Source organism: Paraburkholderia sp. UCT2 (assembly GCF_014397665.1).
In the GTDB taxonomy this organism is placed as follows: Bacteria; Pseudomonadota; Gammaproteobacteria; order Burkholderiales; family Burkholderiaceae; genus Paraburkholderia; species Paraburkholderia tuberum.
Genome location: NZ_VZQO01000019.1, coordinates 60,369 through 79,270 on the forward strand (window position 1 = coordinate 60,369; position 18,902 = coordinate 79,270).

Here is an 18,902-nt window from a genome sequence, read left to right on the forward strand (position 1 = left end):
ATATAGTGTCTTTATGGACACGATCAATGCCGTACGCGCGCTCGGCGCGCTCGCTCACGAATCCCGTCTCGCGATCTTTCGCCAGCTCGTCGTTGCCGGCCCCGAAGGCATGGCGGCTGGCGAAATAGCGCAGCAGTTAGGCATTTCGCCTTCCGGCCTTTCATTCCACCTGAAAGACCTGACACACGCCGGACTGGTGAGTCCGCGACAGGAAGGGCGCTTCGTCATCTACACCGCAAACTTCGACGCGATGACGTCGCTGATCGACTTCCTCACAGAGAACTGCTGCTCCGGTGCATCGTGCGCCGCGAGCGACCTTTCCAACTGCTGCCGAGACGAAACATGAAACGCATGCACATTCACGTGGCTGTCGACAATCTCGCCGACAGCATCCGCTTCTACAGCGCGATGTTTGGCAACGTCGAGCCGACGGTCATCAAGAGCGATTACTGCAAGTGGGAGTTGAGCGACCCCGTCGTGAACTTCGCGATCTCGCAACGCGGGGCGAAACCTGGCGTCGATCACATTGGCATCCAGGTCGAAACCGATGAGGAACTGGCAGAGATGAACGCGCGCTTCGCCGCCGCTGAAGTTCCCGTGCAGCACCAGAGCGGCACGACATGCTGTTACGCGAAGTCGGACAAGGCGTGGACCGTCGATCCGCAAGGCGTGGCCTGGGAAACCTTTCTGACGCTCGAATCGGCTCCCATCTATGGGCAATCTCATACCCAGGAGGCATTGGCAGCAAACGAATCCGCGGCAGCCTGCTGCGCTCCGTCCCAGACAAGCATTTCATTTCGGAGCCGCACATGAGCGGCAAACCGTATTCCGTACTGATTCTCTGCACCGGCAACAGCGCACGCAGCATCATGGCCGAGGCGCTGTTCAACGTGCTCGGCAAAGGACAGTCTCGCGCGTACAGCGCGGGCAGCCATCCATCCGGCGCAGTCAATCCGTTCGCGATCGAGAAATGCGCGGCACTGGGCTACGACACCGCGAAGATGCGCAGTAAGAGCTGGGACGAGTTCGCAACGCCCAACGCGCCGCAGATGGACTTCGTCATTACCGTATGCGATCAGGCCGCGGGCGAGGTCTGCCCGATCTGGCCCGGCAAGCCGATCAGCGCGCACTGGGGCTTTGAAGATCCCGCAGCCTGCCAGGGAACCGACGACGAGAAGCGCGAAGTTTTCGACAACGTCTATCGACAGATCATGAATCGCGTGAGCCAGTTCGTGAACCTGCCGCTGCACGCGCTCAACCACGACGCAATCCAGCGCGAAATGCGTGCCATTGGCGAGCGTCCGGCAGAGGAAACCAATGAGTCGCGCTGAGGCTCGTGCAGCCGCGCGCCCGGCTATCGGCTTCTTCGAGCGCTATCTGACGGTGTGGGTCGCGCTGTGCATCGTGGCAGGCGTGATACTCGGCCAGTTGTTGCCGGGCGCATTTCAGGCGCTCGGGCGCATGGAACTCGCGCACGTCAACCTGCCCGTCGGCGTGCTGATCTGGGTGATGATCATCCCGATGCTCATCAAGATCGACTTCTCGGCGATGAAGCAGGTCGGCAGCCAATGGCGCGGCATCGGCGTGACGCTCGTGGTCAACTGGCTCGTCAAACCGTTCTCGATGGCCGTGTTGGGCTGGGTGTTCATTCGTCACGTGTTCAGGCCGTGGCTGCCCGTCGAGCAACTCGACAGCTACCTCGCAGGTCTCATCCTGCTCGCCGCCGCGCCGTGCACGGCAATGGTCTTCGTGTGGTCGCAGCTGTGCAAGGGCGACCCGTATTTCACTCTGTCGCAGGTCGCGCTGAACGACTCGATCATGGTCGTGGCGTTCGCGCCACTCGTCGCGTTGCTACTCGGGCTGTCCGCGATTACAGTGCCTTGGGACACACTGATCGCTTCGGTTGGCCTTTACATAGTGATCCCGGTCATCCTCGCGCAACTGCTGCGCCAACGCTTTCTTCGAAAGGGCGAAGCGCATTTCCGTAGCGTCGTTGCCCGTCTCGGTCCCTGGTCCATCTGCGCCTTGCTCGTGACGCTGGTCCTGCTGTTTGCGTTTCAGGGTCGGCAGATCGTTGAGCAGCCGCTGGTGATCGCGATGCTCGCCGTGCCAATCCTCATTCAGGTGTTTCTGAACTCGGGACTGGCCTACCTGCTCAACCGCCAGCTGGGCGTCGCACATTGCGTCGCTGGCCCGTCGAGTCTGATTGGCGCAAGCAACTTCTTCGAACTCGCCGTGGCCACCGCAATCAGCCTGTTCGGCTTTCATTCGGGTGCCGCACTGGCGACGGTGGTTGGGGTTCTGATCGAGGTCCCCGTGATGCTGCTCGTCGTGGGGGTCGTGAACCGTTCGCAAGCATGGTACGAATCAGGGCAGCGGAAAGTCGCGCCCAACTTGGGGAGAAACGGATCGTGATGAGTGATCTGCCGAACGTCAGCCCTATTCACCTCGATATACCGGACGTGGACAAGCTGGCACCCGTGACCACTTCAACGCATCCGCCACGCATCCTGCTGCTTTACGGGTCGCTGCGAGCAACGTCGTATAGCCGGCTGCTGACGCTCGAAGCCGAGCGCATCCTCCGTCATTTCGGAGCGCAAACGCGGGTATTCGACCCGCACGGCCTGCCGCTCGCCGATAGCGTCCCGGCAGATCATCCGAAGGTCGTCGAACTGCGCAAGCTGTCCGAGTGGTCGGAGGGGCAGGTTTGGTGCAGTCCGGAACGCCACGGCAATCTCACGGCCGTATTCAAGAATCAGATCGACTGGCTGCCGCTCGAAAGCGCGGGAATACGGCCGACCCAGGGGCGCACGCTGGCTGTGATGCAGGTGTGCGGAGGCTCGCAATCGTTCAATGCGGTAAACGCGCTGCGCGTGCTTGGCCGCTGGATGCGGATGGTGACCATCCCCAATCAGTCGTCGGTCGCGAAGGCATACCAGGAATTCGATTCCGATGGCCGTATGAAGCCCTCGTCCTACTATGATCGCGTGGTCGACGTGATGGAAGAACTGATCAAGTTCACGCTGCTCGTGCGGGACCGTTCGGACTATCTGACCGATCGATACAGCGAGCGCAAGGAGGCCGCGCCCCTGCAAGCGAGCGTACTTGCAGGCTCGGCGATGCGACACGAAATCAACTCCAATGCCGACACCGACGACAGCGAAACCGAATGAACCCGACCACCTGCAAACCCGGCTGGAGACGCGGGTGTTGGCGTGGCTGAGCGGACTTGCTAGTCCTTACCCCACCGCCAGCGCGGCGGCTCGCCCTTCAGCCGGCACACGACCACGAGAGCCACGGTTAATAGCGCGACCAGCAAGGCGAACGTGAGCGGATGACCCGCGGGTTGAAACCGGAAAACGACCACCCCGAGCGACACGACATACGCGAGCAGCGTCATCCATCCTTGCCAGCGCACGGGAAGGCCCCAACCCCAGCCATAGCGTTTGGCTGGGAACCAGTATTCACGAGAGGGTGACATCGCGCGGTCTCCTGGTTCGGGCGTTTGCTCATTGTCGACGATTCACGGTCGGTAAGTGCAAGCATTGCATCTTCCGCGCTGTATCACGCGGGACTATATTTCCTGGACCGGCTTTAACCCGAGTCCATCGACAGGAAACGTTCCATGCAATCCGCAAACCAGCAAAAAACCGTGCTTCTGATCGGCGCCTCGCGCGGTCTCGGCTTCGCGATGGTCGAGGAGTATCTGAAGCGCGGCTGGCGAGTCATCGCGACCGGCAGACAAAATTCCACGACCAGACTCCTTCAGCTTGCGAAAGCGTCACATGACGCACTCGAAGTCGAAACGGTCGACATCACGATGCCCGAACAGGTCGCCGCGTTGCGGGGCCGCCTCGAAGGACGTCCGATCGACCTGCTGTTCGTCAACGCCGGCGTCAAGAACGACGATAGTGAAACGATTGCGGATGTATCGACCGACGAATTCGTGCGCGTGATGGTGACGAACGCGTTGAGTCCGATGCGGGTCGTCGAGGCCTTGCAGGATCTCGTTCGGCCGACTGGCACGATCGGCGTGATGTCGTCGGGGCAGGGCAGCGTCGCCAACAACGAGAATGGCAACTATGAGGTCTATCGCGGCAGCAAGGCCGCGCTCAACATGTTCATGCGCAGCTTTGCCGCGCGTCATCGAAGCGATACCAGAACCCTGCTGCTGATGGCGCCCGGCTGGGTGCGAACCGACATGGGCGGGCCGGACGCGCGTCTGAGCATCGACGAAAGCATCCCGAACCTGGTCAGCACGATCGACGCTTACGAGGGCCGTGCCGGTTTGCATTACCTCGACTACCTCGGCAGAGTCGTGCCATGGTGAGCGGCAAGCGTAGGGGCCAGCGGCGGAAGAGCGCGTCGCTATAATGATTCGCCGCCCTACCACGTACCCTCAACCACTCTCTGCCATGACCGTCGACCGCCCCGATCCTCCCCGCGATGCCCTCGAACTCGGCGGCTCCGTCTGGTTTCAGGCGGGCACGCAGACGCTCGGCGGCGCGGCCCGCATCGCGCTGCTTGCGGCGATTGGCGAGACCGGCTCGATCACGAGCGCGGCGAAGGCGGTCGGCATCAGCTACAAAGGCGCGTGGGATGCCATCGACACGATGAACAACCTCGCCGGCGAGCCGCTCGTCGTGCGTCTGACCGGCGGCAAGGGCGGCGGCGGCACGACGCTGACGCCGCGCGCGGTGAAGCTGATCGAGACGTTTCGCGCGGTCGAGCGCGAGCATCGGCGCTTTCTCGAACGCGCCGGCGCGGCGATCGGCGAAGGCTTCGCGACGGACTGGGACCTGATCGGCCGCATCGGCGTGAAAACGAGCGCGCGCAATCAGTTCTACGGCACGGTGTCGGCGATCGAGCGCGGCACCGTCAACGACGAAGTGTCGCTCGCGCTGCCCGGCGGCCACACGATCGTCGCCGTGCTCACGCACGAGAGCACCGAAGCCCTCGGGCTCGCGGTCGGCGTGGCGGCGTTTGCGCTGATCAAGGCGTCGTGGGTCGTTTTGCTCGTACCGGGTGATGGCGATCGCGATGCGCCGTTGAACCTGTCGGCGCGCAATCAGTTGTCTGGCACCGTGCACCGCGTGAAGCGCGGCGCGGTGAACGCGGAAGTGTCGCTCGGGCTCGAAGGCGGCGCGGTGGTCACGGCGGTCGTCACCAATGGCAGCGTCGACATGCTCGGTTTGCAGGAAGGCGCGAGCGCGGTCGCGGTGTTCAAGGCGTCGAGCGTGATACTTGGCGTGAAGGATTGAGGTTGCCGGGGCGTAACGAAGGCGCAATGCCACCCGCTCAACGAGGTGACGCCTCGCTGCGCGCATATCCTGCGAACGGATGATCCTCGCGCACGCGGCCGTCGCTGACCTGCACGACCTGATCGCCGAATGCGGCGACGTCGTCCGGATCGTGCGTGATCAGCACCATCGGAATATCGAGCCGCGTTTGCAGGTCCGATAGCTCGCGTCGCATGCGCTGGCGCAACTCACTATCCAGTGCGGAAAACGGCTCGTCGAGCAGCAGCAGGCGCGGCTGCGAAACCAGCGCGCGCGCGAGCGCCACGCGCTGCTTCTGCCCGCCCGACAGCTGCGCCGGGTGATTGCCCGCCAAGCCCCTCAATTCGAGCGCATCGAGCCAGTAATCGACCTGCGCATGCGCGCCGCGCGCACGCGGATTGAGCCAGCCCCGGCGCAGCCCGAAGCCGATGTTCTGCCGCACGTTCAGATGCGGAAACAGCGCGTAGTCCTGAAACAGATACGCGATCTTGCGCGCCTGCGGCTTCTGATCGATGCCGACCGCGCTATCGAACAAGGTGGTGCCGTGCAGCGTGATGGTCCCTTCATCGGGACGCAGCAAGCCGGCGATCGCCTGCAAGGTCAGGCTCTTGCCCGCGCCCGACGGCCCGAACAGCACGAGCCGCTGCGTGCTCGCGCTGAACGCGACGTCGAGCGAGAAGCGCCGCTCGGCGGTCTCGAAGGTCTTGCGGATGGCGACGTTGAGCGGCATGTCAGCGGGCTCTCAGAAGCGTGTGCTGCGGCACGAGACGCCCGGCGAGCAGCAGGATCGTCACGCACGCGACCGATGTCACGAGCACGAGGAAGTTGGCGGTGCTGTCGTCGCCGGCCTGCACCGCCGAATAGACCGCGACCGACAGTGTCTGCGTGCGGCCTGGCAGATTGCCCGCGATCATCAGCGTCGCGCCGAATTCGCCGAGCGCGCGCGCGAACGCGAGCAGGCCGCCCGCGAGGATCCCGCGCGCGGCGAGCGGCAGCGTCACGCGGAAAAACACCGCGGCTTCGCTGACGCCGAGCGTGCGCGCCGCGCGCTCCAACTGCGGATCGACGCCTTCAAAGGCGGCGCGCGCGGACTTCAGCACGAGCGGAAACGCGACCACCGTCGACGCGATCACCGCGCCCTGCCACGTGAAGACGAGCTGGATGTCGAAGCGGTCGAGCCACGCGCCGATCACGCCGCGTCGGCCGAGCAGCACGAGCAGGTAATAGCCGAGCACGGTGGGCGGCAGCACGAGCGGCAGCATCAGCAGCGAATCGATCACGTCGCGCGCGCCGGAGCGCCAGCGCGACAGGCCGAACGCGGCCGCGACGCCGAGCACGAGAGTGAGCGCGGTGGCCCAGCCTGCGACCTTCAGCGATAGCAGCAGCGGAACCCAGGCCTGTTGCATGAGCGTGTGCTCTCCCCGTGAATCAATGCGCCGGCTTGAAGCCGTACTTCGCGAGCACCGCCTGGCCGGCCGGCGACAGCACGAAGTCGATGAAGGCTTGCGCGTCGGCCGCGTGATGGCTTCCTTCGACCTGCGCGATCGGATAGCTGATCGGCGTTTGCGTCGGCAGGTTCAGCGCGACCTTGACCTTGTCGGGCATGATCGCGGCATCGGTGCCGAACACGAAGCCGGCGTCGACTTCGCCGCGCGCGACGTAATCAAGGCTCTGACGCACGTTCGACGCGAGCACCGCCTTCGCGCTGACCGCGTCCCACACGCCGGCGGCCTGAAGCGCGCCCTGCGTGTAGCGGCCAACCGGCACCGAGGCCGGATCGCCGAACGCGACTCGCTTGACGTTCGCGGTCGTCAGCGCGTTGAGGTTGGCGGGCGCGAAATGACTGTCGGCTGGCACGATCAGCACCAGCGAGTTGGCGGCGAAGTCGCGCCGCGTCGACGGCACGATCACCTTTTCGGCGGCGGCCTTGTCCATTGCCTTCTGATCCGCGGACGCGAATACGTCGGCGGGCGCGCCTTTGACGATTTGTTGCATCAGCACGTCGGACGCGCCGAAGTTCAACAGAACCTTGGTGCCCGGATGCTGTTGCTCGAACGCGTCGCCGACCGCCTTGAACGCATTGGTCAGGCTGGCGGCGGCCGAGACCACCAGTTCATCGGCGTGGGCCTTGACGCTGACCACGACGGCGACGGCGGCTGCGACGCACAGCGCGTACTGCTTCAGATGGCAAGAGGGTGTCATGAAGGACCTGGAGTCTGACGTGAACGGGAAGCAATAGCTTAAAAACGCTATCGTAATATATGCGCGGTTATAGCGGTGCGCGAAACGGTCGATTCGGCGCAGCGCTTCACGTATGGCGTGAAGAGCGAGGGAATTGCTACGAAACTGTAAAAGGAAGCTTGAAAACGCGGCGGAAGGGCCGGCGCAGCGTGCTCAGATGTCCGACGCGCGCATCGGCTGGAGCGTATTGCGCGTTTGCGACAGCGGCGCGGCCGACGGTCGAATGTCGCGTGGGGACAGCCATTTCGCGCGAATGAACGGCCGGTCGTGGCCGGACACCTTCAATGCGATATGCGTGACCCAGCGCTGCGTGGGCACGTGCACGCCGTGCATCAGGATTGCCAGCACCATCAGGCTGACGGTGACCGGGAGCGCCGACAGCCGGCCCGGCTCCGCATTCCACGCGATGCGCACGAACACGAGCGCGGTGAGCGCGCCGACGAGGCAGCCAGTCACGGCTTCGGACGGCGAATGCGCGCTCAGCACCACGCGCGACAAGCCCACCGCCAGGCCGGCGGCAAGCCCCCCGAGCACGCCGAGCAGCCGGACGGCGCGGCGCGCCGGCAATAGCATCAAAAACAGCGCGACCGGATAGACGGCCGTGGACAGCATGGAGTGACCGCTGACGCCGGTGAAATCGAGCTCGCGCACGCCGACGCCCCAGCCGAGGAAGGCGAGCTTGGTCAAGGTCACGACGCCGATCGCCGTACCGAGCAGCGCGAGCCAGCAGGCCGCGAGCCGCCACGAGTAGCCGACCGCCAACCACAGCGCGATGGCGAGCGCGAGCGGCAGCGTCAAGCCGGCGCCGCCGAGGCTGGTGATCGAATACCACAGGTGGATCGGTAAATCGGGCATGGCGGGAGCGCGACGCGGGTCGCGTGAAATCGGGTTGGTGGAAATCGGCGCGCGGCCGGCACGAAACGCCGATGCGGCCCGGATCGACACGTCGGGAGATCAACCGCCAGTATAGTCGGGTGTCGCGCGACGGTCTTGCGGCGCACAGCGCTTTTGCACGCCGAATGTGAGCTGCCGAACGGCTATCGACGTGGTTTGACGACAGGGCCCCGCCAAGGTTCGCGACGATCGAAATGGGGCACGAAGAGCGGCGCTGTGTTCAGCGCCGCAGGAAAAATGATGTTATTGTGCATTGCACAACTTCATCTGATCCGCAGTTTTGGGGTCCGCATTTGTCCCTTTTGCGAGGTTATCGCCGATGGCAAAAAGCCTGTCGAAAATCTGGCTTCGTGGTTTCAAGCGCCTGCTCGCGATCCAAACCGAACACGCGCAAAAAACCGCCAAGCGAGCGCAGGCGCGACCGGTTCGCGCCGCCACCACCAAACCGTCGAGCAAGGCTCATCCACTGAAGCCGGCTGCCGCGCTACGCACGCCGATGAAACGCGAAGCGCCGCGCGAGTCGCGCGTGCGTCCACGCGCGGCCGCGTGGGCGAGCGGCGCGTGGACGCGCTCGTTCCATTCCGCGCCGGCCGCGCCGGGCCGGCTGGTCAATCACCTGCAGTACGGGCTCTATATCCCGTCCGGGCACGCGCATGAGGCGATGCCGCTGGTCGTGATGCTGCATGGCTGCACGCAGTCGATCGACGAATTCGCCGAGGGTACGCGCATGAACCTGCTCGCCGACCGCTACGGCTTCGCGGTCGTGTATCCGGAGCAATCGAAGCACGCGCACTCGCACCGCTGCTGGCACTGGTACGATGCCGGCGATAACGCGGGCGGCGCGGAAGCGCGCGCGGTCGTGTCGCTGGTGGATTCGCTGGTCGAGCAACACGGCTTTGACCGCGCGCGTGTCTACGTGGCGGGGATTTCGGCGGGCGCGGGGCTGACCGCGCTATTGGCCGTCAAGTACCCCGGGCATTTCGCCGCGGTCGCGCTGCATTCCGGCCCCGCTTTCGGCGAGGCGCGCTCCGGCATTACCGCGATGGACGTGATGCGGCGCGGCGCGCGTCGCGAGCCGGCGGAACTCGTCGACGAAACCACGAACGTCGCGCAATACCCGGGCATGCCGGCATTGATCGTCCACGGCGATGCCGACCATGTGGTGGCGCCAGTCAACGCGGACCAGTTGGCGACGCAGTTCCTGCGTCTGAACCGCCTCATTGACGCAAACGGCGCGCGCAAAGCCGGCGAGACGCGCGAGGACCGCAAAAATGGCGTCGTGATGCGCGATTATCTGCGCGGCGGGCGGCGCGTGGTACGGGTTTGTCGTGTGCAGGGGCTGGGTCACGCATGGGCCGGCGGCGACGATGCGCTGCCCTTCCATTCGTCCAAGGGCCCGGACGCGAGCGCCATGCTGTGGGAGTTTTTCCGGCATCAACGTCGTACGGACGACGCGGGCCGCATCGCGGAAGGATTGGCGGCATCGTCGGTCGGGCGGTGACGTCCGAGCAACACCTCGAAAATGAGCAGTGGCATGTAATCAGGGTTTTCCCTATAATACGGGTTATCCCTTAGGCGTAACCGCCTAGCTATCACTGCCGAGGTGAACCATGTATCTGATCAGCCGCCTGTTCCTGTTTCTGACCAAGTCGCCGGACCAGCTCGCGAAGGAGCGCGCTGACGCCTATCTCGCTGAAGCGACCGATCTCTACGATCTCGAATTCCGCATGCGCAAGCTCGATCAAGAGACGAACGCGCGTCCGTCGTGGATGAGCCAGCACTACGGCTAAGCCGACTGCCTGTAATCGGCGTGAGGCAGTCAGCAATCGGAACATCGGCGCGTGGTGAGGCGCTGGTGTTTGGGGTTGGCCATCAAGGCCATTGCCCGTGTCGCGCACTCCCCTTTTCTCATCGCGCGGCCTTCGCGCCCGCTTGGCAGACTCCACTCAAGCAGCCGGATTCAGCTGCCACAACGCGTAGTTCAAAAGCGCGGCGTACGCGACCCACACGACATACGGCACGAGCAGAATGCCCGCGAGGCGATCGCGCCGCCAGAACACATACGTCAGCATCACGATCAGTAGCAGCAGAATCAGGATGTCGATCAGCGCCGTCTCCGGCCGATGCAGGCCGAAAAACAGCCACATCCACGCGGCGTTGAACACCAGTTGCACGACCCACAGTACGATCGCCGCGGTCAGGCCGTCGCGCTTCCACACGCGCCACGCGGAAAACGCCATCAGCACGTAAAGTACGGTCCAGACCGGTGGGAAAACCCAGTTCGGCGGATTGAACACAGGCTTTTGCAGGCCCGTGTACCACGCGTCCGGCAGAGACAGACTCGCGGCCCAGCCGGCCGCCAGCGTCAGGATCAAAAACACGAGCAGCGACGGCAGACGGCGCATCTTCGCCCCCTTCAGACCTTCTTATTCAATAATGTGAGCAGGCACTCACTTTCCGTATCAAGCCAGTGTGCGCTCGCGGGCCTGTGCCTGGTCGACGATCCGTTCGGGATAATTCCCGCCGTACCATGCACCGAATTCCGCGAGCCGCTCCGCGCCGGCCAGCCACCGCGCGTGAATCCATTTTGCCGGCAAGTTCGCGAGCTGCGGTAGATATCGTTTGATAAAGCGCCGTCGGGGTCGAATTTTTCGGATCGCGTGACCGGATTGAAAATACGGGAGTAAGGTTGCGCGCCGTAGCCGGTCGAGGCGGCCCACTGCCAGCCGCCGTTGTTCGCCGAGAAATCGAAGTCGTTCAGCAAATCGGCGAAGTATCGCTCGCCGAGCCGCCAGTCGATGCCGAGATCCTTCGCGAGGAAGCTTGCCGTGACCATCCGCAGACGGTTGTGCATATAGCCGATCTGGTTCAACTGCAGCATCGCGGCATCGACGAGCGGATAGCCGGTGCGGCCGTCGCAAGGCGGCGAACGCTGCGTCGGCCGAGCGGCCTTTTTCCCAGTGCAACTGCTCGTATTCCGGCTTGAACGGCGCGCTTTTCGCGAGGCGCGGGTGGTGCGCGAGGACCATGAAGTAAAAATCCCACCAGATCAGTCCCGACAGCCACGTCGCGGCGCCTTTGCCGTCGGGTTGCAGCGACATCTCGTACGCGAGCCGCGCCAATGTGCGGATCGACACCGTGCCGAAGCGCAGATGCACCGACAGATAGCTCGGCTTTTCGCAGCGGGGAAATCGCGCCGTTCCGCGTAGCTGTCGATGCGCGTGAGGAAATCGTCGAACAGCTGTTGGGCGCCGCTCATGCCGGCGGGCAGTTGCAAGTCCGTCAGGTTGCCAGGCGCGAAGCCGAGCTGGTCGAGTGAGGCGATCCTGCACCGGCTCGCCTGGGTGGCGCGTCTGCCAGGCATCGACAATCGGCTGCAGGATCGTCGTGTCGAACACGAACACGCACCAGATACGCTCGCAATGCTTGGGCGCGTAGTACAGCGCGGCATGATCGGTGCTGCACAGATCGCGGCGGAACCAGACGAGGCCGGAGTCGAAGCTGTCGTGCAGGCGGCGGGCGCGTGTCATCGGGAGAGGCGCTCGGGCTGAAGGTGGTCGAGGACCGGCTACGCAGGATGCGTGCCGTGCGCGCGAAAACAATCAGCGCCCGGCCCTATTGTGCAGGGTGCGGACGCTGCTCGCGACGGCGCAGGGTAATGCGCCGTGAGCGGTTCTTCTTGGCATTGCTGATCGGCGCAACGGCCGACCTGACCTCAAGCGACGTGCAGACGAACCGCGACGTTGTTACGCGTAGCGTTCGAGTACGGGCAGACCTGGTGCGCTGCATCCACCAGTTCCCTGGCAGCGTCCGCAGCCAGACCCGGCAGAGTGATGCGCAGGTCGATGTCGAGCGCGAAGCCGCCCTTGTCGTTCGGACCGATGCCGACGTCGGCGGAAACCTGCGCGTCGGCCGGCAGGGCCTGTTTGCGCTGGCCGGCGACAAACTTCATGGCGCTCAGGAAACAGGCCGAGTAGCCGGCTGCAAACAGCTGTTCGGGATTCGTGCCTGCTGCGCCATTTCCGCCGAGTTCACGCGGTGCCGCCAGCTTCACGTTCAATGCTTCGTCCGACGATACGGCGCGGCCGTCGCGGCCTCCGGTGCTCGTTGCGCTTGCCTTGTAGAGGATGTTCATGGTGCGGTTCCTAGTCTGGGGTGTCAGGGTTGGCTTGTTTGCCGCTGGCTGCCGGTTCGCCGGTCTGGCGAAGCGCTAGCGAAGCGGCAGGTGGCCAAGATAGTACACAAATCATTTGTGTGCAAATGAATTTGGCGATGGAACCGGAATTAGTCCTTTTCAGTTATCGCACTACTGGTCCATGAAGTCGTTGAGCGTCGTGCGCAGGCGTGTGAGGTCGTCGCGCAGACGCAGCAGGAAGTCCGCCGTCTGCTGCGTCGCGCAGAAGATTTCGCCGGGCACGTCGCGCGCCTGACGCTTGAGCGCCTTGCCCGCGCCCGTCAGGCGAATGTAAACGAGGCGCTCATCGTCGGTGCCGCGCGCGCGCTCGACGAGTCCCTGCGCTTCGAGGCGCTTGAGCAGCGGCGTGACCGTCGCCGGATCGAGATTCAGGCGCGCGGCCATGTCCTTGACGGTGACGTCGTCGGTTTCCCACAGCACGAGCATCGCCAGATACTGTGGATACGTGAGTCCGAGCTTTTCGAGCAGCGGCTTGTACGCTTTCGTCATCGCGAGCGAGGTCGAGTAGAGCGCGAAGCACAGTTGCTCGTCGAGCGTGAAGGGGAGAGCGGGGCGCTGGGTCATGATTCATCTCGGCAAAAAGAGCGTGCAAATGGATTGCACGCAAACCATTGTGCCGCAAGTCGATTCAGGATGCCGAGCGTCGGGAACAGGTGTGTCGACAGAGACGTCGGGAAGGTGCGCGCGGAACACGCGGCGCGCGCGGGCGCCAGAACGGCTCCCGCGCGGGAACGACGGTTCAGGCCGCCGGCGTGGTCGGCAGATCCGGCGTTTGCGGCGTCTGCACGCCGAAGCAGCCGCGATAGGTCGCGTAGAACGAGCAGTACAGCATGGTCGTGACGATCATCGTCGCGGGCATCAGGATCGCGAACGCGAAGTCGGCCGCGCCGAGCGCCTGCATCAGCACGGACAGCCCGATCGACACGACCGTTGCGACTGCAAACCACAGCGCCGCGAATACGACGAAAGCGCCGCGATTGCGCCAGCAACTGACGACGCTGAAGAACATGGCCTTGACGGGCGGCACGTCGTGCCAGGCGGCGAGGATGGGCGAGAACCAGAACAGCATCGCGACCGGTATGTAGAACGCGAGCGCGGTGATCACCGCGAGCGGGATATTGCTGTTGGCGATCGTGTTCTCGTCCATCGACGCGTTGCCGAGCATCACCTTCAGCAGCATGCCGCCGTCGGCGAGCGCCGAGCCTGCCAGCACGAGCGCCATGGCGATGACATACAGCACGCCGAGCACGAGCAGCCGCCGCGCGACCACCGGGCCATACGAATGAAAGCCGTCGACAAGGATGGTCGGAAACACTGGTTTGCCCGCGATCGTGTTGCGGCATGCGGCCATGAAGCCGACCGCGACACCGGGAATGAACAATAGCGGCAACACGCCGCCGACCACTGGAATCTGTGACACGAGCGTCATCACCAGCAAATAGGTGAAGAACAGCGTCAGAAAGGCGAGCGGATTCTTGCGGAATAGCCAGATACCCTGGCGGAACCACACATAGCCGGTTTTCGCGGGGACTTCGATCAGTTGCATGAGGTATGGATGCCTGGATTCGCGACGCCCTGCAGGCGCTCGCGCAGAATGCGTTCGAAATGACCGGGGTCGTGCGGCTTCAGCAGTTCGGCCGCACGCGGCAAATGAAAATCATACAGGCGCGAGACCCAGAAACGGTATGCGCCCGCACGCAGCATGTCGCCCCAGTGATGGTTTTCCTCGACGGTGAACGGCCGCACCGTCTGATACGCGCGCAACAGCGCCTCGGTGCGCTCGGCGTCGAGCTTGCCGGTCGCGAGGTCGACGCACCAGTCGTTGACCGTCACCGCGACGTCGAACAGCCACTTGTCGCAGCCGGCGAAATAGAAATCGAAGAAACCACCGAGCCGCACTTCGTGGCCGGTGTCGGGCGCCGCGTGAGCGAACATCGCGTTGTCGCGGAACAGGTCGGCGTGGCACGGGCCCGCGGGCATTGCCGCGTAATCGGCGGAGGCGAAGAACGCTTCCTGATGTGCAAGCTCGGACGCCAGCAGATCGCGCTGCTCGCCTTCCAGATACGGCAGGATCGTCGGCACGGTTTCGCGCCACCACGGCAGGCTGCGCAGGTTCGGCTGATAGCGCGGATAGTCGCGGCCCGCGAGGTGCAGGCGCGCGAGCATCTGGCCGACCTCGACGCAATGCTCGACGCCCGGCGAGAGTTCGGGTGTGCCTTCGAGCTTCGTCACGATGGTCGCGGGTTTGCCGAGCAGCATGCCGAACAGCGCGCCGTCGAGACGCGGCATCGGATCCGGTACCGGCACGCGATGCGCGGCAAGATGCCGCATCAGGTTCAGATAGAACGGCAGTTGTTCAGCTGTCAGCTTTTCGAAAATCGTCAGCACGTATTCGCCGCACGTCGTCGTCAGAAAGAAGTTGCTGTTTTCAATGCCGGACGAAATGCCGCGAAACTCGACGACATCGCCGAGATCGTAGTGACTCATCCATTCTGCGAGTTGGGATTCGTTGACAGCGGTGAAGACGGCCATGCGGAAACGTCGGATCAGGTTGTTCGGGCTGGCGCGGTGCGGCCAGTGCGAGGTGAGACAAACGAATGTGGCGGAGCGGGCGACGAATGCGGAACAGCGAAGTGCAAGCGTCGCCGCATTCAGCGCGGGTTCATCGCGCAGCGGCCGCGATCGGGTTGAGCGGGGGCGCGGTCGCGCCGCGGCCGCCGTTGCCGGCGTGCCGCTTTCGTAACGATCAATAGTGGAGATTCACCGATGGCAAGCGCGTACTGGGCTTGCCGCTGTCGTGGACGGTGGGCGACGTGTCGGGCGACGCGCTCATCTGGTACCGGGTGCCGAAATTCGAATGCACGTCGATTTCGACCGGCTTGCCCTTGTCGCGGAATTCGGTGATTTCGGTGCCGTTCGGGCTGACTTCGTGAAAGCTCGGCGTGCGCGGAACGTTGATGTCGACCTTCGAGCTGACCTCTGCGCCCGGACGATTGATCTTGTCCAGGTCCGGCAGACCGGCCCGTTCATTGGCGGACTGGGGCACGCCGGCGGCCGGCGGTTCGTCGACGGGCTGGGCAGCCATCGCGGCGTTGCCGAAGGCGAGAGCCAGCGCAACAGCGATGGGAAGAAGCAGCTTCATGGTGATTCTCCGATTGGGTGCCCGGATTCTAGCAAATCCGGCCTGACGCACGGGCGCGAAGCCTTATTTTGCGCCGCTTTCGCGCAACCTGCGCGCGTTCTCGCGGGCGCTGTTGCAAGCGTCGCCGCCGACATTTGGCAACAGCGGGTTCCGTGGTAATGTCGTCTCATCAAAAAGGGTGAACGATGATGATCAACAACGATATCAATCAGCGCACGGTGCAGACTCCCGCCAACAGCTTCCCAACCGAAGGCTTCGACGACGCGGCCGAGGCCGTCACCCGCCTCGCCGCGATCTACGAGGCGAACACATCGTTCCTGCGCGATGCGTTCGCGCGCTATCGCCGCAACGAGCAGTTCGACCATCGCGTGCGCGCCTGTTATCCGTTCGTGCGCGTGCGTACCGAGGTCAACACGCACGTCGATTCACGCCGCTCGTACGGTTTCGTCGCGGGGCCGGGCGTGTTCGAGACGACCGTCACGCGGCCAGACCTGTTCGGCAACTACTATCGCGAGCAACTGCGGCTGCTGGCGAAGAATCATCACGTCCAGATCGAAGTCGGCGTGTCGGACCAGCCGATTCCGATTCATTTCGCGTTCGCCGAGGGCATCCACCTCGAAGGCGATCTGGACCGCGAGCGCCTGTTCCTGATGCGCGACATCTTCGATATACCGGACCTCGCGCTGCTCGACGACCGCATCGTCAACGGCACGTACGAGCCGCTGCCGGGCGAGCCGCATCCGCTCGCGTTGTTCACGGCGGCGCGCGTCGATTTTTCACTGCATCGGCTGAAGCACTACACGGCGACCTCGCCGACGCATGTGCAGAACTACGTGCTGTACACCAACTACCAGTTCTATATCGACGAATTCGTCAAGCTCGGCCGGGGCATGATGGCCCGTACCGACGACGAGGAATTGCGCGCCTATCGCAGCGAATACACGTCGTTCGTCGAGCCCGGCGACGTCATCACCTACAACGAGAATCTCGGCGAGCAGGCGCAGGAGGGCACGCTGCCGCCACGTCTGCCGCAGATGCCGGCCTATCACCTGAAACGCGCGGACGGCAGCGGCATCACGATGATCAACATTGGGGTCGGGCCGTCGAATGCGAAGACCATCACCGATCACATCGCGGTGCTGCGTCCGCATGCGTGGATCATGCTCGGCCACTGCGCGGGACTGCGCAACACGCAGCGTCTCGGCGACTACGTGCTCGCGCACGGCTATGTGCGCGAAGATCATGTGCTCGATGCCGATCTGCCGCTGTGGGTGCCGATTCCGGCGCTCGCCGAAGTGCAGGTCGCGCTCGAGCGCGCGGTCGCGCAGGTCACGCAGCTCGACGGCGTCGAGCTGAAGCGCGTGATGCGCACGGGCACGGTGGCGAGCGTCGACAATCGCAACTGGGAGCTGCGCGATCATCGCGAGCCGGTGCAGCGGCTGTCGCAAAGCCGTGCAATCGCGCTCGATATGGAAAGCGCGACGATCGCCGCGAACGGCTTCCGCTTCCGCGTGCCTTACGGCACGTTGCTGTGCGTGTCGGACAAGCCGCTGCACGGCGAGCTGAAGCTGCCGGGCATGGCCGATCAGTTCTATCGCGCGCAGGTCGATCAGCATCTGCAGATCGGCGTGAAGGCGATGGAACTGCTGCGGATGAATGGGCTGCATCGATTGCATAGCCGCAAGCTGCGCAGTTTCGCGGAAGTCGCGTTTCAGTAACTCAGACCGAGGCACTGATAAACAGCCCGCTTACGCTGGATGTGCCGCTTTGAAATTGGCTCGCGAGCGAGGTCGGAACCAATCGGCTTCGTTGGTTGTCGAGGTGACGCTCGCCGGCTCAACCCTGCCCGAAACCGGGTCAACCCGATCAAGCTCCTGGCCGGCATCCAATGATGCACGTCGACCACCGGCCGCTGCATCTCCGGAAGGATCGTATTGCCGCCGCCGAACGCGAGCAGCGCCAGCTGACTAAAAATCGCCGCAAGGGAAACGAGCGTGTCGTTCATCGCGCGCTCCTTGCAGCAAGATAAATGCTGAGCGGCGTGAGCACGAGCATCGTCGGCAGCAGCGGCAGTCGCAGCATCGACGAGTGCGCGGCGCGAGCGGCAACGCGTCGCCGAATGAAATGAGACCGGGGCCGAGAAAACCGCTGAAGATCTCACGCAACGTCGGCGCGAGCGCGGCTTCGGGTGAGGTGAGTTCGTTCATATTGCGAGCTTCGAGTACCAACTGAGCACGTTAGCGCCGGACGGCAAGCGTGCAAACGATTTGTTCGCCAATCCGGTTGACAGTCAGCGCGCCGCAAACTGGCCCGCTAAACGAAAGCGGGCAGCCCGAAGGCTGCCCGCCATGTGCGCGACGATGGGCATCGTGCTACGCGCAATGCGAGCCGCGCAGCCTCTTGCCATCACAGGTAGAACATCCGGTCTTCTTCCGACTTGACCGGATGAACTTCGCCTTCCTCGCGGTCTTCGTAGAACTTGAGCACCGCTTCGAGCACCTGGTCCGGATTGTCGATCACCTGCATCAGATCGATGTCGGTCGGATTGATCAAACCCATCGGAATCAGAGCGCTCTTGAACCACGCGAGCAGACCTTCCCAGAACTCGGCGCCGACCAGAATGATCGGCACATGGCGCGACTTCTTGGTCTGGATCAGCGTGAGCACTTCGGCCAGTTCGTCGAGCGTGCCGAAGCCGCCGGGCATCACGATCACCGCGTCCGAGTTCTTCACGAACGTGACCTTGCGCGTGAAGAAATGGCGGAAGCGCAGCGAGATGTCCTGCCACTGGTTGCCCGACTGCTCGTGCGGCAACTCGATGTTCAGACCGACCGAAGGCGCCTTGCCCGCATGCGCGCCCTTGTTGGCCGCTTCCATGATGCCGGGGCCGCCGCCGGAGATCACCGCGAAGCCAGCATCCGACAATTTGCGCGCGATCTGCGTGGCGAGTTTGTAGTACGGCGAGTTCGGTTTCAGGCGCGCCGAACCGTAGATGCTGACCGCCGGGCGAATCTCCGACAGGTACTCGGTCGCCTCGATAAACTCTGCCATAATCGTGAACATCTGCCACGATGCGCGGGCTTTCTTGGCCGTTGCGCGCTCTTGATCTGCGAGCGATCGCAGACTCGGAATCACTTTTCTCTTAGTCATA

General features: G+C 63.8%; 22 protein-coding genes and 2 pseudogenes. 10 read left to right on the top strand and 14 right to left on the bottom strand.

Features of this window, described 5'->3' with window-relative positions; genetic code table 11:
- The first annotated feature begins 13 nt into the window (after positions 1-13).
- From F6X39_RS17650 to arsH, 5 genes are read left to right on the top strand one after another with little or no spacing between them, the layout of a single operon-like run.
- The gene (locus F6X39_RS17650) at positions 14-346 is read left to right on the top strand and encodes an ArsR/SmtB family transcription factor (RefSeq protein WP_187617551.1); all 333 of its coding nucleotides are present in this window, start codon (positions 14-16) and stop codon (positions 344-346) included.
- Entirely contained in the window at positions 343-813 is a 471-nt protein-coding gene (locus tag F6X39_RS17655) for an ArsI/CadI family heavy metal resistance metalloenzyme (RefSeq protein ID WP_184057496.1), read from the top strand. The genes F6X39_RS17650 and F6X39_RS17655 overlap by 4 nt, the downstream gene beginning before the upstream one ends.
- Positions 810-1,331: an arsenate reductase ArsC gene (locus F6X39_RS17660; protein ID WP_187617552.1), complete on the top strand. Its 522-nt coding sequence runs from the start codon at positions 810-812 to the stop codon at positions 1,329-1,331. The genes F6X39_RS17655 and F6X39_RS17660 overlap by 4 nt, the downstream gene beginning before the upstream one ends.
- The gene (gene arsB / locus F6X39_RS17665; protein ID WP_187617553.1) at positions 1,318-2,415 is read left to right on the top strand and encodes an ACR3 family arsenite efflux transporter; all 1,098 of its coding nucleotides are present in this window, start codon (positions 1,318-1,320) and stop codon (positions 2,413-2,415) included. The genes F6X39_RS17660 and arsB overlap by 14 nt, the downstream gene beginning before the upstream one ends.
- Positions 2,412-3,173: an arsenical resistance protein ArsH gene (arsH, locus tag F6X39_RS17670; protein ID WP_184072195.1), complete on the top strand. Its 762-nt coding sequence runs from the start codon at positions 2,412-2,414 to the stop codon at positions 3,171-3,173. The genes arsB and arsH overlap by 4 nt, the downstream gene beginning before the upstream one ends.
- A gap of 59 nt (positions 3,174-3,232) precedes the next feature.
- Here arsH and F6X39_RS17675 read toward each other — a convergent pair whose 3' ends face one another.
- Positions 3,233-3,481, bottom strand: coding sequence for a hypothetical protein (locus F6X39_RS17675; protein ID WP_187617554.1), 249 nt, complete (start codon positions 3,479-3,481; stop codon positions 3,233-3,235).
- Positions 3,482-3,625: 144 nt separating this feature from the next.
- On the opposite strand from F6X39_RS17675, the gene F6X39_RS17680 reads away from it, so the two are divergent.
- Together F6X39_RS17680 and F6X39_RS17685 are read left to right on the top strand one after the other, a co-directional pair.
- Entirely contained in the window at positions 3,626-4,330 is a 705-nt protein-coding gene (locus tag F6X39_RS17680) for an SDR family NAD(P)-dependent oxidoreductase (protein WP_187617555.1), read from the top strand.
- Between the two features lie 85 nt (positions 4,331-4,415).
- Positions 4,416-5,261 carry a TOBE domain-containing protein gene (locus tag F6X39_RS17685; protein WP_187617556.1) on the top strand — a complete coding sequence of 282 codons (846 nt, stop codon included), beginning with the start codon at positions 4,416-4,418 and terminating at the stop codon, positions 5,259-5,261.
- A 37-nt stretch (positions 5,262-5,298) separates the two neighbouring features.
- On the opposite strand, the gene F6X39_RS17690 is transcribed toward F6X39_RS17685, so the two are convergent.
- From F6X39_RS17690 to F6X39_RS17705, 4 genes are all read right to left on the bottom strand, one after another.
- Entirely contained in the window at positions 5,299-6,009 is a 711-nt protein-coding gene (locus F6X39_RS17690) for a sulfate/molybdate ABC transporter ATP-binding protein (RefSeq protein ID WP_187617557.1), read from the bottom strand.
- Between the two features lies 1 nt (position 6,010).
- Complete coding sequence (gene modB, locus F6X39_RS17695) at positions 6,011-6,685, bottom strand: molybdate ABC transporter permease subunit (RefSeq protein WP_184036157.1); 675 nt, start codon at positions 6,683-6,685, stop codon at positions 6,011-6,013.
- A 22-nt stretch (positions 6,686-6,707) separates the two neighbouring features.
- Entirely contained in the window at positions 6,708-7,481 is a 774-nt protein-coding gene (gene modA, locus F6X39_RS17700) for a molybdate ABC transporter substrate-binding protein (protein ID WP_187617558.1), read from the bottom strand.
- Between the two features lie 192 nt (positions 7,482-7,673).
- Positions 7,674-8,375 (bottom strand): phosphatase PAP2 family protein, encoded by a 702-nt coding sequence (locus F6X39_RS17705; RefSeq protein ID WP_184072188.1) that lies wholly within the window; start codon positions 8,373-8,375, stop codon positions 7,674-7,676.
- Positions 8,376-8,733: 358 nt separating this feature from the next.
- Between F6X39_RS17705 and F6X39_RS17710 the strand changes: the two genes are divergently transcribed.
- The gene (locus F6X39_RS17710; RefSeq protein WP_187617559.1) at positions 8,734-9,915 is read left to right on the top strand and encodes a PHB depolymerase family esterase; all 1,182 of its coding nucleotides are present in this window, start codon (positions 8,734-8,736) and stop codon (positions 9,913-9,915) included.
- A 109-nt stretch (positions 9,916-10,024) separates the two neighbouring features.
- The gene (locus tag F6X39_RS17715; RefSeq protein ID WP_090808381.1) at positions 10,025-10,204 is read left to right on the top strand and encodes a DUF3563 family protein; all 180 of its coding nucleotides are present in this window, start codon (positions 10,025-10,027) and stop codon (positions 10,202-10,204) included.
- 156 nt (positions 10,205-10,360) lie between these two features.
- On the opposite strand, the gene F6X39_RS17720 is transcribed toward F6X39_RS17715, so the two are convergent.
- The 7 genes and pseudogenes from F6X39_RS17720 to F6X39_RS17750 all read right to left on the bottom strand — a co-directional run bounded on the left by F6X39_RS17720 (position 10,361) and on the right by F6X39_RS17750 (position 15,751).
- A complete protein-coding gene (locus tag F6X39_RS17720) occupies positions 10,361-10,819 on the bottom strand; it encodes a TspO/MBR family protein (RefSeq protein ID WP_090808383.1) in 459 nt (152 codons plus the stop codon).
- A 57-nt stretch (positions 10,820-10,876) separates the two neighbouring features.
- Positions 10,877-11,944 (bottom strand): annotated as a pseudogene (locus F6X39_RS17725) (cryptochrome/photolyase family protein).
- 185 nt (positions 11,945-12,129) lie between these two features.
- Positions 12,130-12,549 (bottom strand): organic hydroperoxide resistance protein, encoded by a 420-nt coding sequence (locus tag F6X39_RS17730; protein ID WP_187617560.1) that lies wholly within the window; start codon positions 12,547-12,549, stop codon positions 12,130-12,132.
- Between the two features lie 171 nt (positions 12,550-12,720).
- A complete protein-coding gene (locus F6X39_RS17735; protein WP_090808388.1) occupies positions 12,721-13,173 on the bottom strand; it encodes a MarR family winged helix-turn-helix transcriptional regulator in 453 nt (150 codons plus the stop codon).
- Between the two features lie 175 nt (positions 13,174-13,348).
- Positions 13,349-14,155, bottom strand: coding sequence for a BPSS1780 family membrane protein (locus tag F6X39_RS17740; protein ID WP_090808390.1), 807 nt, complete (start codon positions 14,153-14,155; stop codon positions 13,349-13,351).
- On the bottom strand, positions 14,146-15,141 hold the full coding sequence (locus F6X39_RS17745; RefSeq protein ID WP_187617561.1) for a homoserine kinase: 996 nt from the start codon (positions 15,139-15,141) through the stop codon (positions 14,146-14,148). The genes F6X39_RS17740 and F6X39_RS17745 overlap by 10 nt, the downstream gene beginning before the upstream one ends.
- Before the next feature lie 214 nt (positions 15,142-15,355).
- Positions 15,356-15,751, bottom strand: coding sequence for a hypothetical protein (locus F6X39_RS17750; protein WP_184036200.1), 396 nt, complete (start codon positions 15,749-15,751; stop codon positions 15,356-15,358).
- Positions 15,752-15,942: 191 nt separating this feature from the next.
- On the opposite strand from F6X39_RS17750, the gene F6X39_RS17755 reads away from it, so the two are divergent.
- Positions 15,943-17,469 (top strand): AMP nucleosidase, encoded by a 1,527-nt coding sequence (locus tag F6X39_RS17755; protein ID WP_409259241.1) that lies wholly within the window; start codon positions 15,943-15,945, stop codon positions 17,467-17,469.
- A 140-nt stretch (positions 17,470-17,609) separates the two neighbouring features.
- On the opposite strand, the pseudogene F6X39_RS17760 reads toward F6X39_RS17755, so the two are convergent.
- Both F6X39_RS17760 and F6X39_RS17765 read right to left on the bottom strand, forming a co-directional pair.
- A pseudogene (locus tag F6X39_RS17760) lies at positions 17,610-17,756 on the bottom strand (chromate transporter); the annotation flags it as partial.
- A gap of 401 nt (positions 17,757-18,157) precedes the next feature.
- Positions 18,158-18,901 (bottom strand): TIGR00730 family Rossman fold protein, encoded by a 744-nt coding sequence (locus F6X39_RS17765; RefSeq protein ID WP_035471771.1) that lies wholly within the window; start codon positions 18,899-18,901, stop codon positions 18,158-18,160.
- Position 18,902: the final 1 nt, after the last annotated feature.